Source organism: Ensifer sp., assembly GCF_031989085.1.
GTDB lineage: Bacteria > Pseudomonadota > Alphaproteobacteria > Rhizobiales > Rhizobiaceae > Ensifer.
Map to the genome: position 1 here is coordinate 1 of NZ_DALZXU010000004.1, position 15,722 is coordinate 15,722.

The following is a 15,722-nucleotide window of genomic DNA, read 5'->3' on the forward strand; positions in this document are numbered from 1 at the left end:
AACAACCACATGAAAACAAACGATAAATTCAGACGAGGGTTTTCAACAGGGCAAATGGGGGCAATTTCTGGTCCCGATTTCGACTGGAACGACGTCGAACGGCAGGCCAAAGCACCTGAGACGCCTTGAGGACATGCGCGAAGCTCTATTTCGGCTCAAGCGCCAGGGCCGTCGGAGCACCCGCAAACGGTCTTTCGCGCGTGAAATGACCCCGGTTCTCCCGCACGATCTGCATCAGGAATTCGCGCACCGCCCTGACCCGCGGCACCGGCACGAGATCGCGGTGACAGATCATCCAGTACGTGCGCTTCAGCTCGACCTCATCGGGCAACACGATCTCGATGTCCCTTTCCTCGCGCGCCATGAAATGCGGCAATACGCAAAGGCCGAGCCCCTGGCGCACCGCCTTCAACTGCGTGAGGATGCTCGAACTCTGGAAATGCGCCCTGAGGCCCGGCTGGATCTCGCCGAGATAATCGAGCCCGGGCGCAAAGATCATGTCTTCGATGTAACCGACGAACTGGTGGGCTGCGAGATCGTTGCGGCTTCTGATCGGTGGGTGGTTGGCGAGATAGCTGCGCGCGCCATAGACATGCAGCGTATAGGGCGTCAGCACCTCCGAGTGATAGGGGCCGGCCTTCGGCGCCGTCAGCGCCACCGACAGATCCGCCTCCTTGCGTGACAGCGACATGATCTGCTGGATCGCCACCAGTTCGAGCGAGATGTTCGGATAGGTCGCGGCAAAACTCGACAGCCGGTCCGACAGGAAGAAGTTGCCGAAGCCTTCGAGCGTGCTCAGCCGCACCACGCCGCGCTGCGCCGTCAGGCCGTCGCTGATGTCGAGCTGCAGTTGCTCGGTCTCGCGCTCGATGCGCTCGGCGGTCTCAACGAAGCGCTGGCCGATCGCCGTCAGCACATAGCCGCGCGGATTGCGCTCGAACAGCTTGACCTTGAGCGCGAATTCCAGCCGGTCGATGCGCCGCGACACCGTCGCGTGGCTGGTCCTGAGCCGCCTTGCCGCCGTCGACAATTGGCCGGTGCGCGCGACCGCCAGAAAGAACTGAAGATCGTCCCAGGTGAAGTTCGGATTCATGGCATTGCCCCCATCTGTTCGAAAATGAACAGACCCTGTTTGTAATTTACGGGCGGCAGCGCTTGCATCCAAGCGGTTTTTTCCGGATTGTAGCGCCGGAGCCGACATCTGAGGAGCATGTCTGGCCAAATTTGAACAGAACAGGACTGACGATCCGGCAATGCCATGCGCTTTGCCGGAGCAAGACGCGATTTCGCGTGGCAGTTCCAGCCTGAAAACCTTGGAGGAGGACACGATGACGACGAAACTGCTCACCGCATTCGCCCTGATGCTTGCCAGCAGCACTGCGGCGCTTGCCGACGCATCCGACGGCAAGGTCAAGATCGGCATCCTGAACGACCAGTCCGGCGTCTATGCCGACTTCGGCGGCAAGTCTTCCTACGAGGCGGCACTGATGGCGGTCGAGGATTTCGGCGGCAAGGTGCTCGGCGTCCCCGTGGAAGTGATCACCGCCGACCACCAGAACAAGGCCGACATCGCCTCCAACATCGCCCGGCAGTGGTACGACACCGAACAGGTCGACAGCATCATGGAGCTTACGAGCTCGTCGGTCGGCCTTGCCGTGCAGGCGCTGTCGAAGGAAAAGAAGAAGATCACCATCAACACCGGTGCTGCCACTACGGAACTGACGGGCAAGCAGTGCTCGCCTTACGGTTTCCACTGGGCTTACGACACCCATGCGCTCGCCGTCGGCACCGGCGGCGCCCTGGTCAAGCAGGGCGGTGACAGCTGGTTCTTCCTGACCGCCGACTACGCCTTCGGCTATTCGCTCGAGGAAAACACCGGCAACTACGTCAAGGAAAATGGCGGCACCGTCGTTGGCTCGGTTCGCCATCCGCTGGCGACCACCGACTTCTCGTCCTTCCTTCTGCAGGCGCAGTCTTCGGGCGCCAAGGTCATCGGCCTTGCCAATGCCGGCCTCGACACCGCCAACGCCATCAAGCAGGCCGCTGAATTCGGCATCGTCCAGGGCGGCCAGCGCCTGGCGGCGCTCCTCTTCACGCTTGCCGAAGTGCACGGCCTCGGCCTCGAAGCGGCGCAGGGCCTGACACTGACCGAAGGCTTCTACTGGAACCGCAACGAGGAGACGGCGAAGTTCGGCAAGCGCTTCATGGAGCGCACCGGAAAAATGCCGAACATGGTCCATGCCGGCACCTACTCCGCCGTGCTGTCCTATCTGAAGGCGATCGAGAAGGCCGACAGCGACGATGCCGACGCCGTGTCGAAGGAACTGCATGCGCTGCCCGTCAACGACGTCTTTGCTGAAAACGGCAAGGTCGCCGAAAACGGCCGCATGATCCACGACATGTATCTGCTCGAAGTGAAGAAGCCGGACGAAAGCAAGGAGCCCTGGGATTACTTCAAGGTGCTCGCCACCATCCCGGGTTCGGAAGCCTTCATCGATCCGGCCAAGAGCGGCTGCGACCTCGTGAAGTCGTGAGCGGTCGGTTCGCGATGACGGCCGGCTTGCCAGAACAGCATGGAGCGCCGCGGGTGGTTTTGTCCGCCCGCGGTCTCCGTCGCGACTTCGGCGGTTTCACCGCCGTCAACAACGTCAATCTCGACGTCCACCATGCCCGCGTGCATGCGCTGATCGGCCCGAACGGCGCCGGCAAGACCACGGTCTTCAACCTCCTGACCAAGTTCCTGCAGCCGACCGACGGCACGATCACGCTGCTCGGCGAGGACATCACCCGCACGGCGCCGGACAAGGTGGCGCGCATGGGCCTGGTGCGTTCGTTCCAGATCTCGGCGGTGTTCCCGCATATGAGCGTGCTCGACAATGTGCGCGTGGCGCTGCAGCGGCCGAACGGCCTTGCGACCCAGTTCTGGAAGCCGATGTCGGCGCTCGACGGGCTGATCGCCAAGGCCGATCAGCTGATCCGCTCCGTCGGCCTCGACAAGGAAAGAAACGCGATTGCCGCCGATCTTTCCTACGGCCGCAAGCGGGTGCTCGAAATCGCGACAACGCTGGCGCTCGACCCGAAGGTGCTTCTGCTCGACGAGCCGATGGCCGGCATGGGCCACGAGGATGTCGGCATGGTGGCCGAAATCATTCGCGAGGTGGCGTTGGAGCGCGCGGTGCTGATGGTCGAGCACAATCTCTCCGTCGTCTCGACGCTCTGCCACCACGTGACGGTGCTGCAACGTGGCGAGATCCTGGCCGAAGGCGACTATGCGGAAGTCTCGGCAGATCCGCGGGTCCGCACCGCCTATATGGGCACCGAGGAGGCCTGAGATGAAACCGCTTCTGAAAGTCTCCGGCCTCAACGCCTGGTATGGCGAAAGCCATATCCTGCATGGCGTCGACATGACCGTCGGCGAAGGCGAGATGGTCACCCTGCTCGGCCGCAACGGCGTCGGCAAGACCACGACGCTGCGCTCGATCATGGGCATCGTGCGCAACCGCAAGGGCACGATCGATTTTGCCGGCGAGGATCTCGTCAAGGTGCCGCTGCACCGGGTCGCCCATCGCGGCATCGGCTTCATTCCCGAGGAGCGCGGCATCTTCTCGACGCTGTCGGTCTACGAAAACCTGCTGCTGCCGCCGGCGGTTGCCAAGGGCGGCATGACGATCGACGAGATCTTCGAGCTCTTTCCGAACCTTCATGAACGCCGCAACAGCCCCGGCACCAAACTTTCCGGCGGCGAGCAGCAGATGCTGGCGATCGCCCGGATCCTGAGAACCGGCGTGCGCATGATGCTGCTCGACGAGCCGACCGAGGGTCTTGCCCCCGTGATCGTCCAGCGCATCGGCGACGTGCTGAAGACCCTGAAGGCGCGCGGGATGACCGTTCTGCTGGTCGAGCAGAACTTCCGTTTCGCCAGCAAGGTTGCCGACCGTTTCTACCTGATGGACCATGGCCGCATGGTCGGCGAGTTTCCCGTTTCGGAACTTTCCGCCCGCATGGACATGCTGCACGACGTGCTGGGGGTCTGAGCCATGACCATGATTTTCGGAATTCCACTGCAGGCCTTCCTCGGGCAGTTGCTGATCGGGCTCATCAACGGGTCGTTCTATGCGCTGCTCAGCCTCGGCCTTGCAATCATCTTCGGCCTGTTGCGGGTCATCAACTTCGCCCACGGCGCGCAATATATGCTTGGCGCCTTCTTCGCCTGGTTGCTTCTCTCCTATTTCGGCATCGGCTACTGGCCGGCGCTGGTTATCGCACCGCTTGCGGTCGGCCTTGTCGGCGCGATCATCGAACGTACGATGCTGCGACGGCTCTACACACTCGATCCGCTCTATGGCCTGCTTTTCACCTTCGGCCTGGCGCTGACGATCGAAGGCACGTTCCGCTATCTCTATGGCGCCTCCGGCCAGCCCTATGCGACGCCCGCAGCCCTTGCCGGCGGCACCAATCTCGGCTTCATGTTCCTGCCCGTCTATCGCGGCTGGGTCATCGCCTTCTCGCTCGTCGTGTGCATCGGTACCTGGCTGGTGATCGAGAAAACCAAGCTCGGCTCCTATCTGCGCGCGGCCACCGAAAACCCCATTCTCGTGCAGTCCTTCGGCATCAACGTACCGTTCCTGCTGACGCTGACCTATGCGCTGGGCGCTGCCCTGGCAGCCCTTGCCGGCGTGCTGGCGGCACCGATCTACCAGGTGTCGCCGCTGATGGGCTCCAACATCATCATCGTCGTCTTCGCCGTGGTCGTCGTCGGCGGCATGGGCTCGATCATGGGGGCGATCGTCACCGGCTACCTGCTCGGGGTCGCCGAGGGGCTGACCAAGGTGTTCTACCCCGAAGCCTCCAACATCGTGATCTTCGTGATCATGGCCATCGTTCTCCTGATACGGCCGGCAGGCCTCTTCGGCCGGGATGCTTGATATGACATTGACGCTCGATATCGATAAGCCACGCGAAAAGAAGCCGGTCGTCGCCCAGACGATCTTCCTGGCGGCGGGCCTCGCGCTGCTGATGCTCGCACCGCTGTTCTTCTACCCGGTCTTCCTGATGAAGCTGCTGTGCTTCGCGCTGTTTGCCTGCGCCTTCAACCTGCTGCTCGGCTATACCGGCCTTCTGTCCTTCGGACATGCCGCCTTCTTCGGCGGGGCTGCCTATTTCACCGCCCATGCGGTGAAGGAATGGGGGCTGCCGCCGGAGCTCGGCATTCTCGTCGGCGTCGCCGGCGCGGCGTTCCTTGGCGCCGTCATCGGTTTCCTCGCCATCCGCCGCCAGGGCATCTATTTCGCCATGATCACCCTGGCGCTGGCGCAGATGTTCTATTTCTTCTGCCTGCAGGCCGAGTTCACCAAGGGCGAGGACGGCATCCAGTCCGTGCCGCGCGGCCATCTCTTCGGCTTCATCGATCTCAGCCAGTCGACGAACATGTATTACTTCGTGCTCGGCGTGTTCATCATCGGCGTTGCGATCATCTGGCGGATCATCCACTCGCCCTTCGGTATGATCCTGAAATCGATCCGCGAGAACGAGACGCGCGCCGTGTCGCTCGGCTATTCCGTGCGCAACTACAAGCTTGCGGCCTTCGTCATGTCGGCGGCGCTGACCGGACTTGCCGGTGGCGTCAAGGCGCTGGTGTTCCAGTTCGCGACGCTGACCGATGTCGGCTGGCAGATGTCGGGCGAAGTCATCCTGATGACGCTGCTCGGTGGCATCGGCACGCTGATCGGGCCGCTGTTCGGCGCCGGCCTGGTCGTGACCCTGCAGAACTACCTGGCCACTTCCGAATTCCCGGTCACGATCATTACCGGCCTGGTGTTCATGGTCTGTGTACTTCTGTTCCGGCGCGGCATCGTCGGCGAGTTCTACAATTCGAGGCTTGGCCGCAAGCTCGGCTTCGAGCACCGGAACTAGCCGGGTCGGTCCCGGGAGAGAGCGGTCCCGGTCCGGCGGGACCGGGTCATCGGCAGGAAGAGTGAGCCCATGGACACGTTCGACTATATCGTCGTCGGAGCGGGTAGCGCCGGCTGCGTTCTGGCAAACCGCCTTTCCGAAAACCGGGACCGCCGCGTCCTTCTGCTCGAGGCCGGCGGCAGTGACAATTATCACTGGATCCACATTCCGGTCGGCTATCTCTATTGCATCAACAATCCCCGCACCGACTGGTGTTTCACCACCGCCGCCGAGGAGGGGCTGAACGGCCGGGCGCTCGGCTATCCGCGCGGCAAGGTGCTCGGCGGCTGCTCCTCGATCAATGGCATGATCTACATGCGCGGCCAGGCGCGCGACTACGATCACTGGCGCCAGCTCGGTTGTACCGGATGGGGCTGGGACGACGTGCTGCCGCACTTCCGCAAATCGGAAGATCACTATCGCGGCGCCGACGAGATGCATGGTGCCGGCGGCGAATGGCGGGTGGAAAAGGCGCGTGTTCGCTGGGCCGTTCTCGACGCCTTCCAGAAAGCGGCAACCGAGGCCGGCATTCCGGAAACGCCTGATTTCAACCGCGGCAACAATGAAGGCTCGGGCTATTTCGACGTCAACCAGCGCTCCGGCATCCGCTGGAACACGGCCAAGGCTTTTCTGCGGCCGGCCGCCAAGAGGCGCAATCTCACGGTTCTGACCAAGGCGCATGTCCGCCGGCTGGTGATCGAGGAGGGTCGGATCGCCGGTGTCGAGTTCCAGCATGACGGCGTGGTCAAGCGGGTGCGCTGTCGCCGCGAGACCGTGCTTTCGGCCGGCGCCATCGGATCGCCGCAGATCCTGGAACTGTCGGGCATCGGCCGTGGAAGCGTGCTGCGGGACAACGGCGTCGAGGTCAGGCACGAGCTTTCAGGTGTCGGCGAAAACCTGCAGGATCACCTGCAGCTGCGCCTCGCCTACAAGGTCTCGGGCGTGCCGACGCTGAACGAAAAGGCAAGCACCTTGCTGGGCAAGGCGGCGATCGGCCTTGAATATCTGGCCAGACGCTCCGGCCCGATGGCGATGGCGCCGAGCCAGCTCGGCATCTTCACCCGTTCCGGCCCCGAGAAGGAAACGCCGGATCTGCAATATCACGTCCAGCCGGTATCGCTCGACAGGTTCGGCGAACCCGTGCATTCCTTCCCGGCGATTACCGCCAGCGTCTGCAATCTGCGGCCGGAAAGCCGCGGCTCGGTGCATCTGAAGGGACCGGATTTTGCAACGCCGCCCGACATTCGCCCACGCTACCTGACAGCCGAGGCCGACCGTGATGTTGCGGTTCGCTCCATCCGGCTGACGCGCGGGATCGTCAGTCAGCCCGCTTTTGCCCGTTTCAATCCGGTCGAATTCAAGCCGGGCCCATCCTATGAGAGCGACGAAGATCTCAGACGGGCTGCCGGCGACATCGGGACGACGATCTTCCACCCGGTCGGCACCTGCCGGATGGGCGCGGATCCCACAAGCGTCGTCGATCCGGAATTGCGCCTGCGCGGGCTGGAGGGCCTGCGGATCGCCGACGCCTCGATCATGCCGACGATCACGTCCGGCAACACCAACTCGCCGACGATCATGATTGCCGAGAAGGCGGCGACGCTGATCCTTTCTGCCGATCGCTGATGGCTTTTCCGCCCCGATTTCAGGGTCGGGATTACGGTAAACCGGACCGAAAACGACTCGAAAACCTTAAATTCCGGGACCGGAACCTCTATATGAACCAGCGAAGGCCCTGAGCGGGCCCAAGCACGATAAGGGGTTTGAATGGCAATGCAGCGTTTTGGACGAGCTCTGGCGATGATGGCGATCGGTCTCACGATCGGGCTCACGGTTGTGGATGTCGCCGAGGCACGGCGCTCCGGCGGCGGCTTCGGCAGCCGCGGTACACGCACGTTCTCGCAGCCGCCCGTCACCCGTACCGCCCCGACCAACGCGGCGCCGATCGACCGCTCGATGACGCCGCGGCAGGATGCCGGCCCGACATCGGCCACCCCCGGCGCCGCCCAGACGCGTCCGGGTGCTGCCAACACGCCCAACGCTCGTCCCGGTTTCTTCAGCGGCTTCGGCGGCTCTCTGCTCGGCGGCCTCATGGTCGGCGGCCTGATCGGCATGCTCATGGGCGGCGGCTTCGGCGGTGCTGCGGGCTTCCTCGGCCTGATCGTGCAGATGCTGCTGATCGGTGGCGTGATCATGCTCGCCATGCGCTTCTTCGGCCGTAACCGTCAGCAGACGGCCTATGCCGGCCCGTCGGAACGGTCGTCGAACCCGTCGCCTGCAAGCGGCATGCCGTCGTTCAAGATCCCGAGCATCGGCGGTGGCCAGGCAACCGGACAGGCCAACCAGGCCAACGCGCGCCCGATGGCTGCACCGCAGCCGGCACCCGTCACCGACGGCCCGGCCGATGAAATCGGCATTGGCCAGTCGGATCTCGAGCAGTTCGAGAAGATGCTGAAGGACGTTCAGGCAGCCTATGCGGCCGAGGACTACGGCACCCTGCGTCGCCTGACGACACCGGAAGCCATGTCCTATCTCGCCGAGGAACTGAGCGACAACGCCACCAGCGGCGTCAAGAACGACGTGACCGACGTCCACCTCGTCCAGGGCGATGTCGCCGAGGCCTGGTCGGAAGACGGCAAGGACTTCGCCACCGTTGCCATGCGCTATGAGAGCATCGACGTGATGCGCGACCGCACGACCGGCAAGGTGATCAGCGGCGATCCGGACAACCTGACGGAAGCCGTCGAGCTGTGGACCTTCGTGCGCAAGGCCGACGGCGAATGGCAGGTCTCTGCCATCCAGGGCGTCGGGCACGCCTGATAACACACGTAAGATAACGTCAGCACACTAAACCTTTGAGACCCGGCCGGCCCATCCGTCCGGGTCTTTTTTTGGCCTTTGACAGCAAGGCGACGGCAGGTCGGGCACCGTGTCCGGCGGCAAACGCCGCAGCGTCATCGGCCGGCTGTCGGTTCGGCGCCACCGAGAAGGCGCGTGACAAGTCCCCGCAGCCAGCGATGTCCAGGATCCGCATCGCGGCGCCGGTGCCAGATCTGCTCGAAGTCGAATGGCGGAATGGCAAAGGGCGGCTCGAACACGGCGAAGCCATCGCCATCTGCCTGGGACAGGATGCGGCGCGCCACGGTCAGGACGAGGTCCGTGCCGCGGATCACGCCGGGCGCGATGCTCCAATGCGGGATGGCGAGACAGATGCGGCGCGTCTTGCCTGTCGCCGCCAGCGCAACGTCGATCTCGTTGCCGACATCGCCGCGTAGCGACACCAGCACATGCGGCCGGGCGAGATAGTCGCCCAGATCCATGGTCCGCGATCGGTCAAGTTGCGCCGCGTCCGCGAGACAGGCGAAGGTCTCGGTAAAGAGCAGCGACGACCGAATGCCTTCGCCGTGGGTGGGAAACACGCCGAGTGCGAGATCGATCTCGCCATCGGCCACCTGCGCGGCCATCACCTCTCGGCTCGCCTGGCTGACGATCAGGTCGACCTCCGGCGCCTCCTGGCGCAAGGTCGCCATCAATCTCGGCAGCAGCACCGCTGCGCCGTAATCCGACATCGCCATCCGGAACGCACGGCGCTGCGTTGCCGGCTCGAAACCGGAAGGTGTCAGCAAAGACCGCATCCGCCCCATCGCCTCGGTCAGTCGAGGCGCGATTTCGAGCGCCCGCAGGGTCGGCTCCAGCCGTCCGCCGTGTCGCACCAGCAAAGGATCGTCGAAAAGGTGGCGCAGCCGCGCCAGCGCGTGGCTGACCGCAGGCTGGCTCTTGTTCAGGCGGACGGCAGCGCGCGACACGTGGCGCTCGGCGAGAAGCGCGTCGAGCACGACGAGCAGGTTCAGGTCAATTCCGGCGAGATCATTCATTTCATGAATATAGTCTGTGCCACATGCGAATTTCCATTCCTGATTTGAATGACAGAGCATGAGCCGGTCAAACAGATCGGAATTTCGTCATGGCAAATGCTTCCTCCCTCCTCCTTATCCTCGCCGCCGTCTTTGCCGGAGCCGTCGTGCCGTTCCAGGCCGGCGCCAACGCCATGCTGGGCCGTCTCATCGGCCACCCCTTGTGGGCGACCGTCGTTTCGCTCGGCATCAGCCTCGCTCTCATCATCCCCGTCATGATCGCGCTTCGCGTGCCGATGCCGACGCTCGGCGCAACGCTGAAGGGGCCGTGGTGGATCTGGATCGGCGGCGCGGCCGGCGTCGTCTACATCACCGCCGCCCTTTTGCTTGCGCCGAAACTCGGCGCCGCCAGTTTCATCGTTGCCGTCATTGCGGGGCAGATGGCGGTCTCTATCGTCATCGACCACTTCGGCCTGATGGGCTTTGCGCAAAAGCCGGTGAGCGTCGCTCGCCTCGTCGGCGTTGCACTGATCATCGGCGGCATGGTGATCACCCAGCTCGCAAGCGCCCTGCCCGCGCTCGCAGGCCAGGCCCGTTGACCCCTGTGCAATTCTTGCCGCCTTGGCCGCAATCATGGTAGTCAGTGGCCATGTCGAGCCAACCACACCTGATGGCGTGACGAGCCCCGCAAGGCGGGGCTTGCAATCGCGAGCCCAAAGTCGCCCGTTTCCCACGGGCTGGTTTCTCCTGTTCGATTGATCTCCGCTCCTGAACGCAAAGCACCCGACCGCGGTGGGCGCTATTGTCGGGAGCCGGCCAATCGACTGTCTGTCGGGCTTGTCATGACGTCTCCCTCTCTCTGGAAATCGGCCGCCTTCCGGCGCGTCGGCTTCGCCCTTACCCTCTATTCCTTCTGCTCATGGATGCTGGTTGCGGCGCTGCCGCTTCTCGTCGCGCAACGGTTCGGCACCGGCGCGGAACTCGTCGGCAGCCTCGCGCTCCGACTTGCCCCGCGCATTCTGTTTGCCCCTGTCGCCGCCGCGTTGATCCGCAGCGCAGGTCCTCTTGCGCCCGTTTGCGCCGGGCTTGTCGTCACGGCACTGTGTCTTGTCGTCCTTTCAAGTGTTGCGCATGCGGGAGCGTTGCAGGTCGTCGTTCTGGCGATCGGTCTTGCCGACACCATTGTCGTCCCGGGGCTGCTGGCGCTGCGTTCCACCGTCGTGCCGGCCGGCCGCAGCATGGAGGCAAACACGGCCTTCCAGGCGATCGACCGGCTTGCCAAGATCTTCGGTCCGCCCGCGGCCGGCCTGATACTGACGGCGATCGCTCCTGCTTTTGCTTTCGCGGCCCTTGCGCTTGGCCATCTCCTGGCCGCGATCGTGCTTTTCACCGGCATCGCAGCAGCCGGACAGATGCGGGCCGAACCGCCGATCGCCGCCAAAGCCGGTCTCTTTCGCGAGGCGATGGCGATGATGCGAGAAAGCCCGGTACTCTCAGTCCTCGTCCTGCCCGCGCTCGGCTACATGATCTCGCTCGGCGCGCTGCAGCCCTTCCTGTTCTGGCTCAATCACGACCAGTTCGGGCTCGATGCCTCGATGTGGACCACGCTCATCGCCGCACAAGGGGCGGGCGCCGTCCTCGGCGCATGGATCGCCAGCCGCCTGGCGCGAAAGCTGATCTCCGAAGGGTCGCTACTGACGGCCTATCTCGTTGCCAGCCTCCTGGAAGGCGTAACGACGCTGGCATTGGTCTTTGCGCCCACCCATACGCTCGCATCGATCATGCTGGTCCTTGGCGGCATCCCCGAGATGGTGGCCTTCGCCGCCTATTTCACCATCATCCAACAAAGGCTGACCCTCGAGCGCCAGGCAATCTTCTATGCCTTGAGCCTGCCGCTGATGGATCTGTTCATGGTGGCGGGCGTCCTCACGGGCATGCTGTATGGCTCGGGCTGGATGACGCTTCGGCAATTCTGGTTTCTGGCAAGCACAGCTGCCATCCTTCCCGTGCTTCCATTCCTTGCCCTGAAAGCCACGCGTCAAAACGACGCTCGATGACCTAAGTCCCGATGCTAAAAGCAAGTTTGGCAAAAAAAGTGTGGCCGGCGGCTGGCGCGATAGCCACCGCTGAGGCCATACTCCCCCGGCTGAGGTGAGGGGACAGGCATGCGGGACAAATTGTTCATCGACGGAAAATGGGAAAAACCGCGACGTGGCGGCACGCTGGACGTCATCGATCCGGCGACGGAAGAGGTCATTCACCGCGCGCCGGCCGCCACCTACGACGATATCGACCGCGCCGTCAAAGCTGCCCGCATCGCCTTCGACAGTGGCCCATGGCCGAAGCTTTCCGGCAGCGAGAGAGCGGTCTATCTGCGCGCAATTGCCGAGAGGATCGAGGAAAGGCGCCATGCGCTGGCGCGTCTCGAGGTCACCGACAACGGCAAACCGCTGCCGGAAGCCCTCTGGGATATCGACGATGCCGCGGGATGCTTTCGCTACTATGCCGGCCTTGCCGAAGAGCTCGACGCCAACGCCGAGGAAACGATCGCCGTCGCCGACAGCCGCTTCACCGCCCGCGCCATTCGCGAACCGCTGGGCATCGTCGGCGCGATCACGCCGTGGAACTATCCGCTGCTGATGGTGTCGTGGAAGGTGGCGCCGGCGCTTGCGGCCGGTTGCACCATCGTGCTGAAACCGTCGGAGCTGACGCCGCTGACGGCTCTGGAGCTCGGCGCCATCGCCGAGGAGATCGAGCTTCCGCCAGGCGTGCTCAACATCATCACCGGCACCGGCCAGGATGCGGGCCAGCCGCTGACGGAGCATCCGCTGGTCGACAAGCTCGCCTTTACCGGCTCGGTGCCCACGGGTCGAAAGGTGATGATGGCCGGCGCCCAGGACATCAAGAACATCAGCCTCGAGCTCGGCGGCAAATCGCCCTTCGTGATCTTTGCCGACAGCGACATCGACAAGGCGGTCGAATGGATCATGTTCGGCATCTTCTGGAACCAGGGGCAGGTCTGCTCGGCGACCTCCCGCGTGCTGGTCGAGGAGCCGATCTACGACGCCGTCGTCAAACGGCTCTGCGAAGAGGTGGCCAAGATCAAGATCGGCAACGGCCTCGACGAGGGCACGCTGCTCGGGCCGATCGTCTCAAAAGGCCAGTACGACAAGATCCTGACCGCGATCGACCGCGCCCGCCAGGACGGCGCAACCATCGCTGCGGGCGGTGGCCGGCCGGCCGGCTTCGAGAGCGGCTATTTCGTCGAGCCGACGGTCGTGATCGACATCAGCGAAGACAGCTATGTCTGGCGCGAGGAGATCTTCGGCCCTGTCGTCTGCGTCAAGCCGTTTACAGATGAGGCCGATGCGGTGCGCATGGCCAACGACAGCCGCTTCGGCCTTGCCGCAGCCGTGATGTCCAAGGACGAGGCGCGCTGCGAACGCGTCGCGCGCGCCTTGCGCGCCGGCATCATCTGGGTCAATTGCTCGCAACCCACCTTCACCGAGGCGCCCTGGGGCGGTTACAAGCAGTCGGGCATCGGTCGTGAGCTCGGGCGCTGGGGCCTTGCCAACTATCTCGAAACCAAACAGATCACCCGCTTCGACGCCGACGAGCCCTGGGGCTGGTACATCAAGGCGTAGAGCGCTTCCGACACAAAGCAGCGACCGCGGAGGACGGCGTCAAATTCCCTTCATGCTGCTATGGAATAAGCCAAGGGATGGTCGCATCTTGCCGTGGTGCGGCGGCATTGCGCGCTTGTGCGCTGGAGGGATGCGATGAACAGGTCAATTGGCGACGTCGAAGGGCAGGACTGGCTTGAGGCGGAACTCGCCGATACGCTCGACGAGGACTACGAGCTCGAGCTTTCCGAGCCGGCGCTGTCGGAGGAGATCCGCAAGATCTACCGCAAGAACCATCCGCCGTCGCTGCCGCGCATCGATTATTTTCGCGCCCTGATCGCACTGCAATCCGAGCTGATCAAGCTGCAGGACTGGGTCGTGCATCATAAGGAAAAGGTCGTGGTGATCTTCGAGGGGCGCGATTCAGCCGGCAAGGGCGGCGTGATCAAGCGCATCACCCAAAGGCTCAACCCGCGTGTCGTCCGGGTTGCGGCGCTGCCTGCCCCGTCCGACCGCGAAAAGACACAGTGGTATTTCCAGCGCTACGTGCCGCATCTGCCGGCCGGCGGCGAGATCGTGCTGTTCGACCGCTCCTGGTACAATCGCTCCGGCGTCGAGCGCGTCATGGGTTTTGCCAGCGAAGACCAGGTCGAGCAGTTCTTCAACGACGTGCCGGAATTCGAGCGCATGCTGGTGCGCTCCGGCATCCGGCTGGTCAAATACTGGTTCTCGATCACGGACGAGGAACAGCAGATGCGCTTCCTGGTGCGCATTCACGATCCATTGAAGCAATGGAAGCTGTCGCCGATGGACCTGCAGTCGCGCGTGCGCTGGGAAGCCTATACCAAGGCCAAGGAAGAGACCTTCGCCAGGACCAACATCCCCGAAGCGCCGTGGCACATTGTCGAAGGCAACGACAAGAAGCGGGCGCGGCTGAACTGTATGGACCACCTGCTGCAGCAGATCCCCTACGAGGACGTGCCGCACGAGGAAATCACCTTGCCGGAACGGGTCTTCAACCCCGACTATGAGCGTAAGGTACTGCCGCCAGAGCTTTACGTGCCGTCAAAGTATTGATGACGCCAGCGCGAGGCTCTTGCGTCTTTGCGACCTCGCGCCCTTGCCAATGCGGCCTGGAAATCGGACAGTCCGTGAAACGGCAGTTTCATGGAATTGGTAATGAGTCCCAAAGAGCGATCCTTCCTCACCCGCGTTCGTCAGGTTCTGCCGGAACTGCATCCGGCGGAACGGCGCCTTGGCGACTTTCTCTGCGACTTTCCCGGCGAAGTCGCCAGCTACTCCGCCCAGGAACTGGCGGCCCTCGCCCATGTGTCGAAGGCAACCGTGTCGCGCTTCATCCAGCGGCTCGGCTACGACAACTACGAGGAGGCGCGCCGCCATGCGCGCGCCGACAAGCAGACGGGATCGCGCCTTTTCCTGGCAACCAGCGTCGACACGGCCGGCGAGCAGTCCGTCACCGCCCATGTGGCGCAAGGGGTCGCCAATATCGAAGCCACCTTCCTGGCGATATCGGAAGCCCAGATCAATGCCGCGTCGGCAGCGCTGTTGCAGGCGCGAAAAGTGTGGGTCATCGGCTTTCGCGCCAGCCATTCCTTCGCCACCTATCTGCAATGGCAACTGACGCAGGTGATCGAGAATATCTCCGCCATTCCTGGCGGCGGCCAGACGCTCGGCGAACATCTCGTCAGCTTCACACCTGACGACGTTGTCATCGTCTTCGGCCTGCGCCGCCGCATCGCCCTGATGGACACACTTCTTGCCCAGGTGGAACGATCCGGCGCACGCCTGCTGTACATTACCGATGAGGGCGTGCCTTTCCTGACCCAGGCCGAATGGCATTTCCGCTGCCAGACGCTGGCACCGGGCCCTCTTTTCAACCATGTCTCGGTCATGGCGCTCTGCCATCTGCTCACGACGCGCTGCATCGAAACAGCCGGCGTTACCGGCCGGAACCGCCTGCGCGGCATCGAAGCGCTGAACGACGCCCTCGAAGAGCTGTGATCGTTGTTTGGGCACTTGCCCGAAACGACAGTACATTATCCGATCGCACGAAATCCCGGTTTCGCGCGCCGTAATCGCGTCGGACGGTCGCTATATATCTGAATAGAAAAGAGAAACCACAGTTTCTTATTACTTGGCACGAAACCTGCATTCCTCAAAGGCATTGCTGCGAAGAAGAATTGTACTGGTCGCAAACCGCGCCCTTCAGGCGTGAAACCTCCAGTTCATCGGCTTCCCGGCAAGAATCTTGTATGAAACTGTGATTTCTTGA

At 63.3% G+C, this 15,722-nt stretch carries 14 protein-coding genes; 12 read left to right on the forward strand and 2 right to left on the reverse strand.

The genetic code is table 11. The features are described from left to right. Nucleotides 1–145: 145 nt before the first annotated feature. Nucleotides 146–1,093, reverse strand: coding sequence for a LysR family transcriptional regulator (locus RTP54_RS18920; protein WP_312365045.1), 948 nt, complete (start codon nucleotides 1,091–1,093; stop codon nucleotides 146–148). A 235-nt stretch (nucleotides 1,094–1,328) separates the two neighbouring features. Here RTP54_RS18920 and RTP54_RS18925 point away from each other — a divergent pair, with 235 nt between their 5' ends. The 7 genes from RTP54_RS18925 (at nucleotide 1,329) to RTP54_RS18955 (ending at nucleotide 8,772) form a co-directional block, all read left to right on the forward strand. After that, entirely contained in the window at nucleotides 1,329–2,534 is a 1,206-nt protein-coding gene (locus tag RTP54_RS18925) for an ABC transporter substrate-binding protein (protein ID WP_312365048.1), read from the forward strand. A 14-nt stretch (nucleotides 2,535–2,548) separates the two neighbouring features. Further along, nucleotides 2,549–3,331: an ABC transporter ATP-binding protein gene (locus RTP54_RS18930; protein ID WP_112812050.1), complete on the forward strand. Its 783-nt coding sequence runs from the start codon at nucleotides 2,549–2,551 to the stop codon at nucleotides 3,329–3,331. Nucleotide 3,332: 1 nt separating this feature from the next. Continuing rightward, nucleotides 3,333–4,034, forward strand: coding sequence for an ABC transporter ATP-binding protein (locus RTP54_RS18935; RefSeq protein WP_112812049.1), 702 nt, complete (start codon nucleotides 3,333–3,335; stop codon nucleotides 4,032–4,034). A gap of 3 nt (nucleotides 4,035–4,037) precedes the next feature. Beyond that, nucleotides 4,038–4,925, forward strand: a complete 888-nt coding sequence (locus tag RTP54_RS18940; RefSeq protein ID WP_112812048.1) for a branched-chain amino acid ABC transporter permease — start codon at nucleotides 4,038–4,040, stop codon at nucleotides 4,923–4,925. 1 nt (nucleotide 4,926) lies between these two features. Next, nucleotides 4,927–5,913, forward strand: a complete 987-nt coding sequence (locus RTP54_RS18945) for a branched-chain amino acid ABC transporter permease (protein ID WP_409517168.1) — start codon at nucleotides 4,927–4,929, stop codon at nucleotides 5,911–5,913. A gap of 69 nt (nucleotides 5,914–5,982) precedes the next feature. Next, the gene (locus RTP54_RS18950; RefSeq protein ID WP_312365055.1) at nucleotides 5,983–7,578 is read left to right on the forward strand and encodes a GMC family oxidoreductase; all 1,596 of its coding nucleotides are present in this window, start codon (nucleotides 5,983–5,985) and stop codon (nucleotides 7,576–7,578) included. Nucleotides 7,579–7,725: 147 nt separating this feature from the next. Next, nucleotides 7,726–8,772, forward strand: a complete 1,047-nt coding sequence (locus tag RTP54_RS18955) for a Tim44 domain-containing protein (RefSeq protein WP_312365500.1) — start codon at nucleotides 7,726–7,728, stop codon at nucleotides 8,770–8,772. Between the two features lie 134 nt (nucleotides 8,773–8,906). Here RTP54_RS18955 and RTP54_RS18960 read toward each other — a convergent pair whose 3' ends face one another. Then, the gene (locus RTP54_RS18960; protein WP_312365057.1) at nucleotides 8,907–9,827 is read right to left on the reverse strand and encodes a LysR family transcriptional regulator; all 921 of its coding nucleotides are present in this window, start codon (nucleotides 9,825–9,827) and stop codon (nucleotides 8,907–8,909) included. Between the two features lie 89 nt (nucleotides 9,828–9,916). Between RTP54_RS18960 and RTP54_RS18965 the strand changes: the two genes are divergently transcribed. The 5 genes from RTP54_RS18965 to RTP54_RS18985 all read left to right on the forward strand — a co-directional run bounded on the left by RTP54_RS18965 (nucleotide 9,917) and on the right by RTP54_RS18985 (nucleotide 15,451). Further along, on the forward strand, nucleotides 9,917–10,405 hold the full coding sequence (locus RTP54_RS18965; RefSeq protein ID WP_112812043.1) for a DMT family transporter: 489 nt from the start codon (nucleotides 9,917–9,919) through the stop codon (nucleotides 10,403–10,405). Nucleotides 10,406–10,648: 243 nt separating this feature from the next. Then, a complete protein-coding gene (locus RTP54_RS18970) occupies nucleotides 10,649–11,863 on the forward strand; it encodes an MFS transporter (protein WP_312365060.1) in 1,215 nt (404 codons plus the stop codon). A 108-nt stretch (nucleotides 11,864–11,971) separates the two neighbouring features. After that, nucleotides 11,972–13,450: an aldehyde dehydrogenase family protein gene (locus RTP54_RS18975; protein WP_312365062.1), complete on the forward strand. Its 1,479-nt coding sequence runs from the start codon at nucleotides 11,972–11,974 to the stop codon at nucleotides 13,448–13,450. 135 nt (nucleotides 13,451–13,585) lie between these two features. Further along, entirely contained in the window at nucleotides 13,586–14,506 is a 921-nt protein-coding gene (gene ppk2 / locus RTP54_RS18980; protein WP_112817788.1) for a polyphosphate kinase 2, read from the forward strand. Between the two features lie 102 nt (nucleotides 14,507–14,608). Further along, nucleotides 14,609–15,451, forward strand: coding sequence for a MurR/RpiR family transcriptional regulator (locus RTP54_RS18985; RefSeq protein ID WP_312365063.1), 843 nt, complete (start codon nucleotides 14,609–14,611; stop codon nucleotides 15,449–15,451). The last annotated feature ends 271 nt before the right edge of the window (nucleotides 15,452–15,722 follow it).

Coding starts and splice junctions, on each gene's coding strand:
- RTP54_RS18920 (WP_312365045.1), bottom strand. CDS start 1,093: ATGAATCCGAACTTCACCTGGGACGATCTTCAGTTCTTTCTGGCGGTC.
- RTP54_RS18925 (WP_312365048.1), top strand. CDS start 1,329: ATGACGACGAAACTGCTCACCGCATTCGCCCTGATGCTTGCCAGCAGC.
- RTP54_RS18930 (WP_112812050.1), top strand. CDS start 2,549: ATGACGGCCGGCTTGCCAGAACAGCATGGAGCGCCGCGGGTGGTTTTG.
- RTP54_RS18935 (WP_112812049.1), top strand. CDS start 3,333: ATGAAACCGCTTCTGAAAGTCTCCGGCCTCAACGCCTGGTATGGCGAA.
- RTP54_RS18940 (WP_112812048.1), top strand. CDS start 4,038: ATGACCATGATTTTCGGAATTCCACTGCAGGCCTTCCTCGGGCAGTTG.
- RTP54_RS18945 (WP_409517168.1), top strand. CDS start 4,927: ATGACATTGACGCTCGATATCGATAAGCCACGCGAAAAGAAGCCGGTC.
- RTP54_RS18950 (WP_312365055.1), top strand. CDS start 5,983: ATGGACACGTTCGACTATATCGTCGTCGGAGCGGGTAGCGCCGGCTGC.
- RTP54_RS18955 (WP_312365500.1), top strand. CDS start 7,726: ATGCAGCGTTTTGGACGAGCTCTGGCGATGATGGCGATCGGTCTCACG.
- RTP54_RS18960 (WP_312365057.1), bottom strand. CDS start 9,827: ATGAATGATCTCGCCGGAATTGACCTGAACCTGCTCGTCGTGCTCGAC.
- RTP54_RS18965 (WP_112812043.1), top strand. CDS start 9,917: ATGGCAAATGCTTCCTCCCTCCTCCTTATCCTCGCCGCCGTCTTTGCC.
- RTP54_RS18970 (WP_312365060.1), top strand. CDS start 10,649: ATGACGTCTCCCTCTCTCTGGAAATCGGCCGCCTTCCGGCGCGTCGGC.
- RTP54_RS18975 (WP_312365062.1), top strand. CDS start 11,972: ATGCGGGACAAATTGTTCATCGACGGAAAATGGGAAAAACCGCGACGT.
- ppk2 (WP_112817788.1), top strand. CDS start 13,586: ATGAACAGGTCAATTGGCGACGTCGAAGGGCAGGACTGGCTTGAGGCG.
- RTP54_RS18985 (WP_312365063.1), top strand. CDS start 14,609: ATGAGTCCCAAAGAGCGATCCTTCCTCACCCGCGTTCGTCAGGTTCTG.